Source organism: Mucilaginibacter sp. (assembly GCF_025359345.1).
GTDB lineage: Bacteria > Bacteroidota > Bacteroidia > Sphingobacteriales > Sphingobacteriaceae > Mucilaginibacter.
This window is the reverse complement of the sequence record NZ_JANYGQ010000005.1, coordinates 83,635-101,343: the sequence shown is the minus strand read 5'-3', so window position 1 is coordinate 101,343 and position 17,709 is coordinate 83,635. Positions and strand designations below refer to the sequence as shown.

The 17,709-nt window shown below is 43.8% G+C and carries 11 protein-coding genes; 7 read left to right on the top strand and 4 right to left on the bottom strand.

What is annotated here, in order from left to right; genetic code table 11:
- On the bottom strand, positions 1 to 510 hold the full coding sequence (locus Q0R52_RS02335) for a nuclear transport factor 2 family protein (protein ID WP_295791722.1): 510 nt from the start codon (positions 508 to 510) through the stop codon (positions 1 to 3).
- Between the two features lie 224 nt (positions 511 to 734).
- On the opposite strand from Q0R52_RS02335, the gene Q0R52_RS02330 reads away from it, so the two are divergent.
- The 5 genes from Q0R52_RS02330 to Q0R52_RS02310 all read left to right on the top strand — a co-directional run bounded on the left by Q0R52_RS02330 (position 735) and on the right by Q0R52_RS02310 (position 9,194).
- Positions 735 to 2,741 carry a histidine kinase gene (locus Q0R52_RS02330; protein ID WP_295791720.1) on the top strand — a complete coding sequence of 669 codons (2,007 nt, stop codon included), beginning with the start codon at positions 735 to 737 and terminating at the stop codon, positions 2,739 to 2,741.
- 34 nt (positions 2,742 to 2,775) lie between these two features.
- The gene (locus Q0R52_RS02325; protein WP_295791718.1) at positions 2,776 to 3,597 is read left to right on the top strand and encodes an AraC family transcriptional regulator; all 822 of its coding nucleotides are present in this window, start codon (positions 2,776 to 2,778) and stop codon (positions 3,595 to 3,597) included.
- 60 nt (positions 3,598 to 3,657) lie between these two features.
- Complete coding sequence (locus Q0R52_RS02320; protein WP_295791716.1) at positions 3,658 to 4,404, top strand: LytTR family DNA-binding domain-containing protein; 747 nt, start codon at positions 3,658 to 3,660, stop codon at positions 4,402 to 4,404.
- Positions 4,405 to 4,745: 341 nt separating this feature from the next.
- Complete coding sequence (locus Q0R52_RS02315; RefSeq protein ID WP_295791714.1) at positions 4,746 to 6,206, top strand: alpha/beta hydrolase-fold protein; 1,461 nt, start codon at positions 4,746 to 4,748, stop codon at positions 6,204 to 6,206.
- Between the two features lie 921 nt (positions 6,207 to 7,127).
- Positions 7,128 to 9,194, top strand: a complete 2,067-nt coding sequence (locus Q0R52_RS02310; protein ID WP_295791712.1) for a gliding motility-associated C-terminal domain-containing protein — start codon at positions 7,128 to 7,130, stop codon at positions 9,192 to 9,194.
- A gap of 122 nt (positions 9,195 to 9,316) precedes the next feature.
- On the opposite strand, the gene Q0R52_RS02305 is transcribed toward Q0R52_RS02310, so the two are convergent.
- On the bottom strand, positions 9,317 to 9,991 hold the full coding sequence (locus tag Q0R52_RS02305) for a response regulator (protein WP_295791710.1): 675 nt from the start codon (positions 9,989 to 9,991) through the stop codon (positions 9,317 to 9,319).
- Positions 9,988 to 11,025, bottom strand: coding sequence for a histidine kinase (locus Q0R52_RS02300; RefSeq protein ID WP_295791708.1), 1,038 nt, complete (start codon positions 11,023 to 11,025; stop codon positions 9,988 to 9,990). The genes Q0R52_RS02305 and Q0R52_RS02300 overlap by 4 nt, the downstream gene beginning before the upstream one ends.
- A gap of 227 nt (positions 11,026 to 11,252) precedes the next feature.
- On the opposite strand from Q0R52_RS02300, the gene Q0R52_RS02295 reads away from it, so the two are divergent.
- Together Q0R52_RS02295 and Q0R52_RS02290 are read left to right on the top strand one after the other, a co-directional pair.
- Positions 11,253 to 12,341, top strand: coding sequence for a TlpA disulfide reductase family protein (locus Q0R52_RS02295; protein WP_295791706.1), 1,089 nt, complete (start codon positions 11,253 to 11,255; stop codon positions 12,339 to 12,341).
- 121 nt (positions 12,342 to 12,462) lie between these two features.
- Positions 12,463 to 13,119 carry a hypothetical protein gene (locus Q0R52_RS02290; RefSeq protein ID WP_295791704.1) on the top strand — a complete coding sequence of 219 codons (657 nt, stop codon included), beginning with the start codon at positions 12,463 to 12,465 and terminating at the stop codon, positions 13,117 to 13,119.
- Positions 13,120 to 13,934: 815 nt separating this feature from the next.
- Here Q0R52_RS02290 and Q0R52_RS02285 read toward each other — a convergent pair.
- Entirely contained in the window at positions 13,935 to 17,384 is a 3,450-nt protein-coding gene (locus Q0R52_RS02285; protein ID WP_295791702.1) for an ABC transporter permease, read from the bottom strand.
- Positions 17,385 to 17,709 lie beyond the last annotated feature (325 nt).

Sequence of the window (17,709 nt, the reverse complement as noted above, 5' to 3'; positions counted from 1 at the left end):
TTAGTTTTTCTCTAAAACTTTTGTCCCCAATTTTTCCTTCTCTTCGTCGGTGGCCTTTTTAGTCCCCTGGCCGCTTACAAAATACCACTTGCCATTTTCTTTAATGTAGGTTTCTGTGCGGATTACGGTGATTGCGACATCTCCTTTGGGAGTAGAGAATACAACATCGGCTACCAGGCTCTTTACTGCCGCATCGCCGTTATATATGCGCAGAATATAGGTGCCGGGTACAAGCTTTACCGATTTAAAAGTGAAATTATTATCATTAAACCCTTTTTTCCATTCTTCGAAACCATAGGACACTTTGCCTTCAGGTCCTACTGCGATATAGTCATCGTTTAAATACTGCGAGTTATCTTGCTGTGTGTTTAATGCCTCAATGGCTTTCCTGTCCTCGGGGTAATTTGTAGTGTTGTACTTACCTGCAGGCGGCTGTGCTTTTGCGTAAGCAGCCGCAAGTACCATAAGCCCTGCTGTGGCGATAAAGATTTTAAGGTTTACAGATTTCATTTTTAAGTTGTGTTAGGTGTTTACAGGGTTAAAATTCAGCCATACGGCATAAATTAAAAAATACGTTATGGTGAAAGGCGGGTTTGATGAGTTAGCGGTATTATCTGTTAGGGATGGGCAACCGGGCGCTGTTTTTCGCCGTTCCCTCAAAATTCCGGCTATTCACCAATCGGTTTAGGTAATGCAGTTTGCTTTAAGTAAGTTTAAATACTATAAGTTTCCGTATGCGCCGAATCCTGTTTTTCTTATTCCTGTTCACCGCTATATGTTTACGGCTTGCGGCGCAGGATACCATCGTATTAAATGGGCAGCCTAAATGGAAACAATCACTGGATATTGCCGACAAAAGTTTGTTTTTTGAGGAAACGTCAGATAAGCCACTAACCTTTACTGAAGCAAAAAGGCAGGTGTTCGGTCCATTTAAAATGGAATACAGGCAGGAGAAATTCTCGTCGAGGCCGCTTATCATCCAATGGCATAAGTTTATCATCAGTAATATATCATTAACAGATACTGTTGATTTACGCGTGGATGTAGGCGCCCATTATTTTTCGCGCTTATATAACAATAAACAGCTTATTGTGGTTGGCGGCGCTTTCCAGGCAAATGTTCCGCTCATCAATCAATTCGGGCTGCAGATAAAAATATTGCCACACTCCACAGTTACCTATTGGGCACGGAACGAGGACAGGAAAGAGCAACTGATGAACGCAGGCATTTACCTTAAAACGCCATACCTGTCGGCAAATGATGCTGCTGTTGGCAACTACTTAAGCCGTTACCTGTTCCTGCTGCTTGCCGTATTAACGGGCTGCTTGCTTTTCATTGGCATTTATGCACTCTACCAGTATTATTTATACCGTGATACTTCCTTTATATATTACATTGGCTACACTTTTGCTGCCTTGCTTACAGCGTTATTTTGGATAGATATCAGGCTTCAGCTGATGTTCTTTCCTACCCTGGTAAGAGATATCATTTTTTCCTGCTACCTTTTTCTGATTCCGGTACTCTACACACTTTTTATCGGGAGCATGTTAAAACTGCCTGTACATTTTAAAAAGACATGGATAGCTGTAAAAGTGCTATTAACCATTGCCATTTTACAAATAGTTATCGAATTTCTGCAAGTACATTGGGGGTGGTTCATTTTTAATCCCAATTATTATTCATTGGTTTTATCCCTCTTGCCGATAATCATCATGCACCTTATTTTACTGGCGCTAACTGCATTAAGTAAAGACCCCGTAAAATGGTTCCTGTTTGGTGGCTTGCTCAGCCTGTTGTTGCTTTGGTGTATCCCCATAACAGGTATTTTTGGTTTGGTGCCATCCCGAAACACCGAATTATTTCTCATACTCGTTTTTGTTCCCGGATTTTTGATATTGGGCTTAACCATTGAAGCCATTTGCTTTTCATTTGCTTTATCCTACCGTGCAAAGCTGGTTTTGACAGAGAAAAACACCCTGCAAAAAACCTATGCAATGCAGTTAGAAAGTGAGCTGGATAAAAAGGTTCGGGAGCTTCAAATACAAAACAATATCAGCGAAGCGCAAAAAATAAAACAGGTACAAACCGAGTTTGAGCAAAAAATAGCAGAAACCGAAATGACGGCACTGCGCGCACAAATGAACCCCCATTTTATATTCAACTGCCTTAACTCCATTAAGCTTTATACACTCGAAAATGATTCGCAAACAGCATCCGAATATCTAACCATTTTTTCGCAGCTCATCAGGCTGGTACTGGAAAACTCACAATCGGAAAAAGTAACCCTGCAAAAAGAACTGGAAACGCTGCGCCTTTATATTGAGCTGGAGGCCATGCGTTTTAAGAACAAGGTACGGTATGAAATTAATGTAGACCCGGCAATAGATCAGCAATACACCGACATCCCACCCCTTTTACTACAGCCGTATGTAGAAAATGCTATATGGCACGGTTTAATGCATAAAAAAGAAGGCGGGAATATTAAGATAGCTGTAACGCAGCCATCAGAACACCTGTTACATATTGAAATTATGGACGACGGTGTCGGGCGTGAATTGGCAGCAGCGTACAAAAGCAAATCGGCTACCCGGCAAAAATCGTTCGGATTAAAAATGACCTCCGAACGGATAAATATAATAAATCAGCTGTATGAGATGAAGGCAGATGTTACCATTACTGATATGAAGGATAGTATGAACAACGCCACCGGGACAAAAGTAACCATTCAAATACCTGTTTAAATTATAATAAAACTCGTTATCGATCAAATAAAAAATGATTCACAGCGTAATACCACCAGCACCACATTTAAAAACATTTGTAAAGGATTACCTTTTGCTGCATTTTGTTTTTGATAGCAATGCGCCGCCGCCGGTAAAACCTTTTCCTGCAAATACGCAACACAGCCTGGTGTTTTACTTACGGGGCGGGATAACTGCGTTTGATTCCAAAACCGGCACCTCAAAAACGTTTGCCAAAACTGCCATCAATGGTTCGCAGGTGTCGAGGTTCGATTTTCATCTTTCGCCGCATTACCTGATGTTTGCTGTTAATTTCCAGCCCGGCGCTTTAGCTAAATTTTTACGCCTGCCGCTTACCGAATTTATTGACGAGCGTATTGATGCCGAAACCGTCCTGCCACAAATAAACCGCTTGCATGAACGTATGGCAAACTCGACCAGCTACGAAGGGATAGTACAAATTGTTGAGGAATATATTGGGCAAAGGATTCGCAATTTAAACGCTGATTTTTATCCTATCGATAAGGTGATGCGGGTAATTACAGAAAAGCCGGTTGATTTTGAAATAAAGAGAATGGCCGGCCTGTCTTGCTTATCTGTTAGCCAGTTTGAGCGCCGGTTTATGCAGCAAACAGGCATCACCCCAAAACTGTATGCCCGCATTAACCGCTTTTACCATGCTTACCAAATTAAGGACCGTGAACCCGACAGCAGTTGGCTAAGCGTAGCTATTCAAGCCGGGTACCACGACTACCAGCACCTGGTTAAGGATTTCCGGCAGTTTTCTAATACTTTGCCACAGGCTTTAATCGAGGCACAGGCCGCAGCGCCCGAGCGGCTTTTAGGCATAGGTTGATCTTACATCTTAAATAATTTAGATATCGCGACATCAAAGAGAAAATTTACAGATACCACAATGCTTAAAGCTATTATTATAGATGATGAACCTGATTGCGTAAAGCTATTGGCCTTGCAGCTAAAAATGTATTGCCCGCAGATACAGGTAGTAGCCGAATGTACCGATAGCCAGGAAGGCCTTTTAAAAATAACCGGACTACTGCCCGACCTGGTGTTCCTTGATATCGAAATGCCGGTAATGAACGGGTTTCAGCTATTGGAAAAAATAGGCCAAATTAATTTTAGCCTTGTTTTTGTAACTGCTTATGATCAGTTTGCAGTTAAAGCATTCCGCTTTAGCGCATTGGATTACCTGCTCAAACCTATTGACGGGAAAGACCTGAAAGCAGCCGTAGAAAAGGCCGAGCAACGCAAATGGCCCGATAAACAGCAGCTTAGCCTGCTTAAACAGCAATTGCAGGGCGGAGAAAAAGCGTTTCCCGATAAAATAGCCTTGCCTTTTCAAAACGGGGTGACTTTTGTAGAGATAAAAAATGTGATCTATTGCGAATCGGACAATAATTATACCCGCTTTACTATGCTTGGCGGCCAGCAGCATACCGTAGCCAAAACCCTGGGCGACATACAGGAGGTATTAGAAGAACGGAATTTTTTAAGGGTACACCGCCAATACCTGGTCAACCTGGATCATATTAAAAAGTATGTGCGCGGTGAAGGTAATTACCTCACCCTTTCGAACGATAAAAATATACCTGTTGCACGCAATCAAAAGGAAAGGCTGATAGAAAAATTTGGTTGGTTGTAAACGGGCACACTCAATTGTACGATACGCTGTAGCTTCGCATTATGAGTGAAAGCTCCTTGCTTGGCTGGGGCAGCCCTAACTGATTGAAAACGAATAGTTACAAAGGCGAGCAGCCCCGCTGGCACCCTTCTCGGGTATCCGGCCAAGCCTGGGGAGGTGGAAGCCTTCGTGCACCGATGCCAGGTCTTGAACTATTTCACCTGGCCGTCCAAAACTTCCCCAAGTCCAAACCTCTACACTTATAGTCTTTCCCGTTACCCAAGAAAACTATTTATCCCCTCCAAACCAATAATTTCCTAAATTTAACCCCAATCAACCTGCTATCAAAAATTCAATAGAAAATGAAAAAAATCTTATCAAGCCTTTTACTTGTTTCGTCAGTTATTACTGGTGCGTTTGCGCAACAGTTCGAGGTAAGCTACGTTTCTCCCGGGGCCAGCCAGCCTTTTACCGGCTATGTTGTTTTGTACCTGTCGAAAGACAAGGCGCCGACGGGCGGCATGGTGGGGTTCGGCAAAACGGCCTACTTTTCGGTACATGTGAAAAATATAAAACCCGGTGGCACTGTAAAAATAAATGATGAAGCCAATAGCTACCCTGCCGCCCTTTCCGACATCCAGCGCGGGCCTTATTACGCTGAAGTAATATGGGACAAAAACTTAGGCGGTCGAGCCATAGCCGAAAGCCCGGGGAACATATACAGCGAACCGATAAAGGTCGATATCGACAAAAATACTAAATTGGTATATCATCTATTAGCAGACAAGGTTATCCTTGCACCTGAATTTAAGGAGACGGCGGTTGTTAAAGAGTTAAGGGTGCCATCGGCATTGCTCACCAAATCGCAGGGCAGGCCGGTGACAGTTGATGCTGCGGTTATTTTGCCCAAGGAATATAATTCGGACCCTAACCGGAAATTCCCGGTGCTTTTCAGGGTCTCAGGTTATGGTGGCAACTATCACCGCTATTCTGGTTCGGAAACGCCGGGCGCGCCGATTGACACCATCCCCGTAATTACGGTTTACCTGGATGGAAACTGCTCAGGCGGGCACAGTGTTTACGCCAACAGCGACAACAATGGCCCATGGGGCGACGCGTTAACAACAGAGTTTATCCCCGCACTGGAAAAACAATTCCGCTGCAATGGCGCCAAATTGTTGACTGGCCACAGCAGCGGCGGCTGGACGGTAGCCTGGCTGCAAACGCATTACCCAAAGGTATTTGACGGCACTTGGTCAAGCTCACCCGACCCGGTTGATTTCAGGAGCTTTCAAAAGATTAACCTCTACACCGATAAAAATATGTTTTATGGTAAAGACAGCACGCTTAATTCAGTTGCTACCGTTGCCGGTTTTTTCCCATGGGTTACCATGAAGGACATTTACCTGGCTGAAAACGCGGTATACCGCGGCGAACAAATGCACTCGTTTAACTTTGTCTTCAGCAAAAAAGGGGTCGACGGAGCGCCACAGCAGCTTTGCAACTACGCAACCGGCGAGATAGATACCGCTGTGGTTTCGTACTGGAAAAATTACGACATCTCGTTATACCTGCGCACCAATTGGGAACAGATTAAACCCGACCTGGACGGCAAACTGCGCATCTCGGTAGGCAAACAGGATAATTTCCTGTTAAACTATGCGGTAGTGCTGCTTGATGGTGAAATGAAAAAACTAAATTCAAAATTCCAGTTTGCCTATTACCCCGGCGACCACTTCACAGTTTCATCGCCCGAATATGTAAAAGACGGCTACCAGTTTTTAAAACAGAAGTATGCGGAATGGCAGGCGAAGAATAAGTAATAGGGGGCCGGAATTTGAAAATCCTGCCGTTGTTGCAAACTACAGGCATAATAGTCCGTAGACGCCTACGAACAGCTGATAAAATACATTACTATTAAGATGAGAACAGATAGTAGTGTTGGTTCAAAATCGAGAAAGTCTCGTGCCGTTTTTGCAATCTTATAGTTAACTTTGAATATGTCACACAACAAAACACCACAAGAGGCTTCAAACATCTTTCATAGCATTATGAAAGCGAGTGTTACGCCGCCTAAAACTGATAAAGAAGATAAGCCAAAGACTAAACCTAAGTCTAAAAAGTAATAGATGAAAACAAAATATATTTTCTTGTTCTTTATTTTCGGCTCCATATTGGGGCTATTTGGAGCCCTATTTAAAATTCTGCATTGGCCGAGTGCAAGTACATTACTCACATTTGGTACGGTTCTAAATGTATGCTTTTGGATATTACTACTTTGGAAGACATTTACACATCCCTCATTGCGAGATTTTATGAATAAATAATTTCCTCATGGTGTAACAGGTATATAGTCTCCTATCAAGACAAAAAGTAACAGCCTCCGCGGCAATTGAGCGGGGTGAAGTCTAAGTTCTACGAAGGAATAAAATTTCGAAGCTCCCGGAAATATTTTCGCCTGATAAATGGAAATTCGCTGAAGAAATCAATGATTTAGGGTCTAAATCATTATCTTTAATAGCTACAAGCCTGGGCAAAATGAATTAAGCTAATTCAGCCCTTTTTTAGGGAAAATAGGGTAATAATCAAAGATTAGGTCTTTTGTCGGATCAAATTGATGACGCGGAAGTTATTACTAAAAATGTAAATTTCTTAAATCGCATTTACACGATATTTAATAGCCATCCGGCTTTAAATTAATTTTTAGTTGTTAATTATTATTCTAAATAATTCGCATTCAAATATTGAAAAAAATAATAGGAATCATCATCTTGCTGGTGGCATATCAAATTGTTAAAGCCCAAACCGGCTATAACTGTCAGGAAGCTATTCCATTAACAAATTTAAAAAATTCCTGTTCTGATAGTGCTCAATATTCAAATGCAGCACCAAGCCAAAACGGTCAGACCTGGTTCAAGTTTACTGCCGATACAACCGGTGTTTATGTGACTATAAACGGTAAAGGTGCCGGCGGAACGTTAGCCACGCCTAAATTGAAATTGTTGCTTGCGAATTGCAGCGGCGACACCGTTGCAGGAACCAGCAGTACTACAAATAATGTGACTACTTTTTTTAGTGATCAAATACAAAGAAAAGTTACCTATTATATATTGGTTACCGGATCAAATAATCAGACTGGCAGTTTTAAGCTATGTATCAATAGTGTGCCAGCCGCCGACGCCCCCGTTACCTGTGCAAGGGCAGCTTTCCTATGTACTACCGCAGATTATACAATCACCAGGGGATTAAAAGAAGATACCGTATTAGATTCTTACGCAAGTTTGACCGCAAACGCTGCCAGCGAGAAGGGGACATGTATAACGCACGGCGAATATGGCGGTTTTTGGTTTAAGTGGAAGGCCGCAAATAGCGGGACATTAGCTTTTAATATTACTCCTCAGTCCGTGCCTTCCTATCATATATTTCTACTTTACGATCTTGGCGCTTCCCCCGACTGCACAAACGCCAATGCTGCCAGTGTAATCCGTTGTATGGGTTGGTCACCCGTATTCTGCGGTAATGGCCAGGTAAATCCCATTGGGCTTTCTTTTACCGAGAATGATATTTCCGAGCCTTCTATATGCGGTCAAGGGCAGAATGGGCGATTAAAATATGTAGATATGATACAGGGCCATTATTATGCCTTAGCGGTAAATGTTGATTATGCCGTAGTACCTGGAATTATTTCAAATATCGGATTTACACTTTCTTTCACCGATGAGAATGGCAAGTCAGGCACCGGGCAGTTTGCCCCGGCTGATCCAGCTATAACGTATACCTCGATAAACGCCGGTTGCACGTCCGATCGTACTTATACTTTCACTTGCTCAAATTTAAGTTATCAAAATCTAAGATGGGATTTTGGTGATGGCGTATTACAATCAGCCGATGCAAACCGGAATTTTACAGTGCATTATAATACATCCGGTAATAAAACAGTAAAACTTTATGCCGGCACGGGATCAAATTGCCTGGCGACAGCTACTACAAGCTTCGTTATCACAGATAATTCACCACAAAACAATGTTAAACCGAATATTAGTGTTAATAAAAAGCTGTTCTGCATTGGGGACACATTGATATTAAGTTCCATATTTAGTCAAGGCCTGACCTATTTATGGAACGGTCCTGATAATTTCGCGTCTAAACAATCTATTGTAACCATTCCTGTCAATAATGCAAGTCAGGCAGGTACTTATACTTTGACAGCCTACGATGGTTTATGCCCGGCTAGTGCTGCGGCAGCCATAACGATAATGCCTTTTCTCAATCGCCCGGAGTCGATTTTTACTACAAGTCTGTCTCTCCCGGCAAATGTTAAAAATCCCGCCACCGTTCAGTTTGTAAATGAGTCGGTTAATGCCGATAGCTATTTGTGGGACTTTGGTGATGGAAGTAGATCTGCCGAGGCTAATCCAAGTCATGAGTATACGCAAAACGGCTCCTATAAAATTACGCTTACTGCCTATCAAAGCACAGCTTGCAGTAGTTCGGAGACTAAAGGAATTTTAACTATTAGCGTCGATGGCGACATCAGCAACACGATGTTTATTCCCAATGTCTTTACGCCCAATGGCGATGGAATTAATGATAATTTTGCCGTTACCGTCAGCAATATCACAAATTTCCATCTCCAGGTCTTTAACCGATACGGTCGGCAAGTGTTTGAATCAAAAAACGAAGGGAATAAATGGGATGGAAATTTAAACGGAAAACAATTACCTGAAGGTACGTACTACTACATATTGAATACGACGGACACGAGCGGTAAGATCAGTAAAGTATCGGGGCCAATTTCACTTGTACGCTAAGGAACGGGCTTCAGTATCCGGGATTGCTATCAGTTTTAACAACAATCTTATCAGCTGTTCAAAGTTTCCGGACTAAGAACCACTATGCTTGCATCTTTGCCTACACCATTCAAACCGCACAATCATCCAATCTTTTCCAAATTATCCCTATAGTTTTCACCAACAGGTATCCGTTCATTACCAACCAGTATGCTGTTTTTATCCACCAGGTTAATCAGCGAACGGTTAACCAGGTAGGAGCGGTGCACCCGCAGAAATGCCGGCGAAGGCATCAGTTCACTTAAATATTTCATAGTCATATGCACCAGGTGGTTGCCGGTTTTGGTACATATTAAAATATAATCCTTAACCGACTGCGCATACAGCAGCTCTGCATGCTGAATTTTGACTAACCGCCCCGATACCTTAAAGTAGGTGTAGTCTTTAGGCGCTTCCTTTTCGGGTTGCCATACCTTCAGCATTTTATTAATGCTTTTCTCAAACCGTTCGTAGGTAATGGGTTTAAGCAGGTAATCCACGGCATCCAGTTCGAAACCTTTAACGGCATGTTCTGCAAAGGCGGTCGTAAATATAATAGCAGGCGGGTTTTTCAGGGAAGCGACAAAATCCAGTCCGCTAATGCCGGGCATTTTAATATCCAGGAACATCAGGTCAACCTGCTGGTCATGCAGCGCCTTAAAAGCCTCAATAGCATTAGCACATTTGGCCACTAATTCCAATTGTGGCGTGCGGTTGATGAAATGCTCCAGTACCTCAAGCGCCAGTGGCTCGTCGTCAATAATGATACATTTAATCATATGTTGGGCAGGATTAAAGTTACCTCATAAGTGCCGGGTGCATCGTTCATTTCCAGCCGATAACCGCCCGGGTATAAAATATCCAGTCGTTTACGCACATTCTTAATGCCTATTCCCGCTACTGCCTTTCCCTTTGCAGTTTCGGGGATGCTGTTGCTTACCTGGAGCGTGAGGTCTTCATCTGTCTGGCAGATCACAATATGCACAAATCCGTTCCCGGTTTCCTCTTCCAGGCCGTGCTTAAATGCATTCTCAATAAATGGAAGTAATAACAACGGCTCAATACGATATTCCGGCAGGATGCCCTGCACATCAAATTGGATATTTGTGCCCTTCTGGTGGCGTATTTTCTCCACTTCGATATAACCCGATAAAAAAGCAATTTCGCGGGATAGGGGCACCGTTTCCTGGTCGGCCTCGTAAAGGATATACCTCATCATTTCACCCAGGCGGGCCACCATTGGTGCGGTGTCAGTGGATTGTTTAAGTGCCAGCCCATAAATGTTATTGATGGTATTGAAAAAGAAATGCGGGTGGAGCTGGGCCTTGAGGTAGTTAAGCTCCGAAACCAGTTGCTGTTCCTTAAGCGTTTTCAGCTCATTATCCTGGCTGAAGGACCGCACCACGAAAGCCAGTCCGGTCAGCGGGAAAATGGCCGAGATCAGCGCGTAATTGAAAGTAAAAACTATCCGCGGATCGCTCAGTTCATCCAGCGCACGTTTGCGGAATGCCTGTGAAATAAAGTCGGTATGGGCCAGTATCCAATTGGTGACATATTTATCAAATATATGGTCGAGGATAACAAAAGCGAGGCTGCAGAGGATAACCCCCAATAAACTGCGCCTGAACACGTAAACTTTTAAAAACCCCCAGTAATATATCCCGTAACAGATCAATGCCAGTGATTCAGTCACCACCCTGTAGCCAAAGTCGTCACTAAATTTGGAAATATTATGTTGTACGTAGGCGCTGTATTCCAGGTCGCTGATGAGGGTTATGGCGAACGAAAGAAAAAAAATAAAGCCGAATTCCATCCGGAAATATTTCCGGTTAATAGTAAAGTGGCTCGCCTTCATGGTGCAAAATAAGTAATATCCGCCAAGCCGGGAATGGTCGCGTTCCCTTTTTCGACCAAGACCCTCATTTTTTCGACTAAAACTCCGGATGCATGCCCCGTCGAAAATATAGGCCACCCGGTCTAATTATCAAAAATGCTATGGTTCTGCCATGTAATTTTGAAACAAATCATCCAACCGAAACAATGAAACATATTACTTTCCTTTTGGCTGCCTGTATCTTATCCGCCTTTGCGTTTACCCTGCCTGAACCCGGCTACCGGATCAACGGAACGGTTACCGGCTTACCCGACAGCACCTGGCTTTATCTGCGCACGGCTACACCGGACAAAGAAATAGACTCCTGCCGGGTATTGGGAGGCAAATTCAGCATGACCGGCCGTATTACCGAAAAGGCGGCGCCGGTATACCTGCATACTACGAAATATACCAACTATGTACATTTTTGGCTAGAGAATACCATTATAAGCATAACCGTCAAGGCTGGCGAATTCAAAAAAGGGTTTATCAGCGGCTCGGCCACCGAAGATGAAGACAGGCGGCTGGACCGGTTGCGAAAACCCTACGGTGAAGCAGCAGACAGCCTTGAACGGATCTTCGCTAAGACAAAAGACAGTACCCTAAGAAAAACCTTGCTATCCCGGATCAAATCTTTCGAAGACCAGGGAAAAGAAGTAGAAAAGGACTGGGTGCGAAAAAATCCAGGTTCCCTTGTTGCAGTTAATATGCTGAACATTTATGCCACCACCTGGGGGAAGGAAACTACCCGGGCGCTTTATCAAAACCTGGCACCGGAAATGAAGGCCACCCGCTATGGCCACGAGATTAATGATTACCTGCTGTTAAACAGGGACCTGAAGGTGGGGGATCATTACGCCGATTTCGAACAAATGAATACGGCAGGAAAGGCAGTTAAGCTATCACAGGTGAAAGGCAAATATGTATTACTCGATTTCTGGGCTTCCTGGTGCGGGCCCTGCCGTGAAGAAAACCCCAACCTGGCGCTAACGTACGCCCGCTTTAAGGCCAAAGGCTTTGCTATCCTTGGTGTGTCGATGGATGAAAGTAAAAGCCAATGGTTAGCTGCTGTAAAAAAGGATCAGTTGACCTGGGAGAATGTTAGTGACTTGCGCGGCGATAAAAACCAGGCCACATTGATATACGGCGTCAACGCGATACCAAACAATTTCCTGATTGATGAGAACGGAATTATTATAGCCAGGAATCTGCGTGGAAAAGAATTAGATGATAAACTGGAAAAGTTACTGCCGTAGTTAAAAATTTATGCCTGATCATAGGCTATCTGTTACCTATATCTGCAACTTGACATGAACTTGAATGTGATTGAATAGCATAAACAAATGGCAACAGGTATCTTCGTCTAAAAATTCGGGTATGAAAAAAAAGACGCAGTTACTTTTAACGCTTTTGTTTGTACTTACTTCCATCACCGTATTAACGGCAGATGCCCAGGTACAAAAATATAACCTGCAACAATTATTAAAAGATGACAGGATAGTAACTGTCCCGTCACATCAAACTAAAATACTGGAGGACAATAAAAAGGGGGCTATCACCACCAAAGGGATTGTTTGGATCAAAGGGATCGATTTCAAACAAGGTACCATCGATATCGACTTACGCGGAAAAAATATTTTCCTGCAAAGCTTCCTGGGTATAGCCTTCCATGGAACCGACACTACTACCTGCGACATACTTTACTTCCGCCCGTTTAATTTTAAGCACGCTGATACCAGCAGGCATAAATGGTCGGTTGCTTATATGCATATACCCGACAACGATTTTTCGCGCCTGCGGAAAGAACACCCCGGCGTATATGAAAACAAAGTAACCCCGGTGCCCGAAATGGACGACTGGTTCCATGCAACCATAGCGATCAAGGGAAAGCAGCTAACTGTATACGTAAACCACTCGGCAACTCCGTCACTAACCGTGACCATGCTTAGTGACCGGCAGGATGGCCTATTCGGCTTGTATTCCGATGGATTGACGAATGACTTTGCCAACCTGGAAATAAAATATACCCAATGATATATTGAGGGTTGTCAGCACACAAATTTAGTTTGACATTTCTTTCAATAAGACTTGATATCAGCATTGCTGTAAGATTGCATATTAAACAAAAAGAGGCTATATCATAAATAATACGCAGCTCTCTTTTCTTTGACTTGTTCATGTCCTTGATGCAGTCTGTTTTTGCGGATAGATTACATTCCTCAAAATCCGGTTGTGGCTGGTTTGGTTTACTTAGGCGAAGATTATGATATTCCGGCGCTGCCAACTATGCCTACCTGGAATCAGAATGTCGATATAGCCAGTTTGTTCGATTTTATGTAGTTGTAAACTACAGACAGCTGGAACAGTGGGCCTTAAATATTTCAAATTCGGTGAATTCCGCCATTTCATCTGAAATTTCTATTGATGAAAACATAAATAAGGGAAATAGAAAAGGAACAAAATATTGCTAAACAGGATATTTTCCCTTCTTACCGTACTTCTTCATGTGTTCACTATCCGATTCAAATAACTTAATTAGGGTTTGCAAACAGGTAATTTCAAAATCAGCACAACAACATTTGAATGTTATATTATTACTGCTAATCCCAATTACCGCTTTTTGATTATGAACCGGGCAAGTTGTAAGGTCAATCACAAACTTAACATGATGGTTAAAATCCATTTTAATGAGGTAGTTGTTAAACTAAACCAATTGAATTCAAAATTGTTTTCTCCGCCGTCCGAAGTCTCCCAGCTTCGAACAATCGTGTGGTATGACTATTAAAAACAATAAAGCCTCCAGAAATCAATCTGAAGGCTTTTTTCGTTGAAGCCGTCGGGTTCAAACACTACTCTGAGCGAAGGCTCTTGACCGGGTTAGCCAATGCAGCCCTAACCGACTGAAAGCTCACCGTTATAAGTGCTATCAAAATAGCGCCCAGTCCGGCTGCTGCAAACATCCACCAACTGATAGAAATTCTATAAGAAGAAGCGAAATCCTGGAGCCACTTTTGCATGCCCCACCAGGCAACGGGCGATGCAATAAGAATAGCCAGCAACACCAGCTTTACAAAATCTACCGACAGCAATGTGGTTATGCCCTGCACACTGGCGCCTAATACCTTGCGAATACCGATCTCCTTGCTGCGTTGCTCGGCCATGAACGCTGAAAGCGCGAAAAGTCCCAAACAGGCGATAATTATGGCCAGCACTGCGAAGGTGGTAAAGATGTTTCCCGTGCGTAATACATCGGCATACATGCCGGCAAATTGCTCATCCAGGAAATCGTAACGTATCGGTTGATTGGGCGAGAACCTTTTCCAAACGGCCGAAACGCCCACAACGATATTTTGCACATTCGACCCACTGAACTTTACAGTCATCATCGATGGGCTTATACCAAAGTGAAATACCAGCGGATCGATATCGCCGCGCATGGAATTAAAGTTGAAATCCTGCACCACCCCGATAACTGTAAAGGTATTACCATTGCTGATGCGTTTGCCCACTGGGTTTACCAGGTTCAGTTGTTTGGCCATCAATTGATTAATGACAACTGTTTTCCCCGCCGTGTCGTCAGCCCGGTCGTACGAAAAATTCCGGCCTTCAACCATTTTGATGCCCAGAGTTTTCAGGTAGGTGTCGTCAACCTGCCATATTTGACCGCCTACACTGGCATCCAGTTTTTCACGCCCCTCGTTAAAGAAAGCATTCTGATTACGTTTGCTGTTTTCTATCGGCAGATAGTCGCTGATGGAAACGCTTTTGATCGACGCCATCTTAGACAGTTCGTTTTTAAGGGTCTTTATATTAGCATCGCCAAGTGTATTTGTGCCTTGCAACACCATTACCTGGTCTTTATCAAAACCTGGTTTACGGTTCAGGATAAAGTGTGTTTGGGTGTAAATAACTATCGTGCTGATGATCAATATAATAGACGTCGCAAACTGGAAGACTACCAGGCCGTTGCGCAGCAATGGGCTTTTACTGCCATTTGCTATCGATCCTTTAAGAACCTGTGCCGGTCTGAAGGACGACAGATAAAGCGCGGGATATATCCCGGCAAATGTACCAACTATCACAGCCGAAACCAGGACACAAGGCACCAGCCACCACTCGCCCCAGGGCATTATTAGCGATTTTGAGGCGAGCGTATTGAAATAAGGTAATACGAGCCAGGCGATGAACAACCCCAGTACAAACGAAATAAGGCTGTAAACCATGGATTCTGTCAGAAACTGGTTAATAAGGCTGCCGCGGGACGACCCAACCACTTTTCTCAGGCCGACTTCCTTAGCCCGGTTAGCCGATTTGGCTGTAGATAGATTGATAAAATTGATACAGGCAATTACCAAAATAAATAGGGCGATTGCCCCAAACAGCCAGATAAAACGGATATCGCCGTGCGGAAATCCATCCGGCAAATCGTACGAATAAAGATTAACGTCTGTTACCGGTTGCAGGTGCAGGGAAATTCCTTTAACCTCTTTTTCGGCGTCTTTTCTACCCTCCCTGAGCGATTCAGGCAGTAAATAATTCTTTACAAGGTCAGCGGTAAGTTTTTTCTCAAATGCTGCCGCATTTACGCCGGCTTTTAGTTTAACGTAAATACGGTAGTTGTACCAACCCCAGTTATTTTGCTCGCCGCTGCCAAATTCCATCCCGGCCAGGGTCAGGAAAAAATTGAACTGGTGTAAATGCGAGGTCGTAGGAATGTCGGCCATCACAGCGCTGATACGATGTGGGTGAGCCTTATCATTATCAAGGTACATCACCTGGCCCACCGGGTTCTGGCCATGATAGTACTTATCGGCCATTGTTTTGGTGATCACCATGGTTAACGGCTCTTTTAAAGCCGTTTTCCCGCTACCGAATACCATTGGTAATTGCAAAGCATCGAGGAACGATTGATCAGCATAAACAAAGCCTTGCTCGAAAGTGTTTTGCGCCTGGTCGGCGCGGCGCAGCTCCAGGTTGCCAGCGGCGTTTATACGCCCCGAGTGTACTACTTCGGGGAAATCATTCTTAATTGCTTTGGCCATTGGCGCCGGCCAGTCGAAACCTCTGTCCCAGTTGCCATCGCCTGCAACACGGTAAATTCGGTCCGCATCCGGGTACGTGCGATCGAAATTTGTTTCATCGCGGATATACAATCCTATCAACAAACAGGCAGCGATGCCCAGGGCAAATCCGCCGATCTTGATCGCTGCATACATCTTTTGTCTGAGCAGCTGGCGGTATGCGATCTTAAGGTAATTTCTAATCATGATATTGCGTTTTAATGTTCCGGGAGCCCAATTTGGCGGGCTTTCCGAACGCAATATTACCGGCCGTATTAGTAACCGGGGTGCCAACTTATCAATTGGCACCTCTTTTTTCAAGCTGTTTTTATATTCCACCGGTGTTTTACCGGGCATCTCTTTAAAAACCCGGTTAAAAGTGGTTTTAGAATTAAACCCCGATTCATAGGCGATACCCAGCAGTGTGAGCTGGTCGTAAGCTGGGTCCTGCATTTTCCGGGCAATTTCACGAACCCGGAATTCATTAATAAAATCGCTGAAGTTCTTTTCCAGCCCCATATTAATGATCCGCGACAAATCATGCGGATGAATTTGCAGTTTCACCGCCAATGTGGTCAATGTCAGTTCGGCATCCTCGTAGAGGCGGTTTGCCGCCACGGCTTCCTTTAGTCTCCGGCTTTTTTCTCTTGCATCCGATCTGCTGGTTATTGGCATTGCCAGTTGCGAACCGGCATCCAATTTGAGTATCGCTTCCGCAGCCATTCCAATCAGTACAAAAGCAACTGCCAAACTAAAAGTATCGCTAAACGCCGATAACGCGCAAAGCAAGCCGAGCAAAACTAACGCCCTTTCCAGACGCCTGAAAGCAAAACGCGGCCTGTCCATCAGTATCGGTCGCAGGCGGTTATAAAAATTCTCTATAAGCCGGTACGACAGGTACAGGTAGATGATAACCGAAATCATAACCAGCCAGGCCGGCATCCAATATCCAATAAACAGGAAGGAGAAATGCAGCATATCTTTCGGGCGGAATTGCCGGTCGGGGCATGTTAGCTGCCGTACATAAAAATACAACAGCGGTCCCAGTGCTGGTAAAAAAAACGTGGTGAGCCCTCCAGTCTTCAATGCGATTACGACCAGGGCTGAACTTAAAAACAGGTTCGCTGTTTGGCCAACCCTTTTTGCGAATCCTAAAAGCAGCGCAAGCGTAAGCCCCGCGAACAGGGTTCCCACCGAGGCCAGGTCAAACAGGCTGATATGAAAAAAATAAGATCTCAATTATGTTCAATATTTTCAATTATCGTTCCAAGTTGCACACTTGTTTGATTGCCAGTAAATTACATAAAAAATATAATTTGTTATGTAATAAAAGCGAACAGCCCGCTGTTCGCTTTTGATTCCCGCCGGGTAAAAACCGAACCGTTTTATAAATAACTTAGTACGGCGTTTGATACATTTTGAGATTTTGTTAAATCGCATGGTTAACAGCTGATCGCGCTGGCAGAAACAGGCGTTCAACAAAAAAGCCCGGTATTTTTTGGTTTAGTTATATAAATATTCAAGATTTGTTCGAACCGGGGAGTATACACAATATGCTTCACTC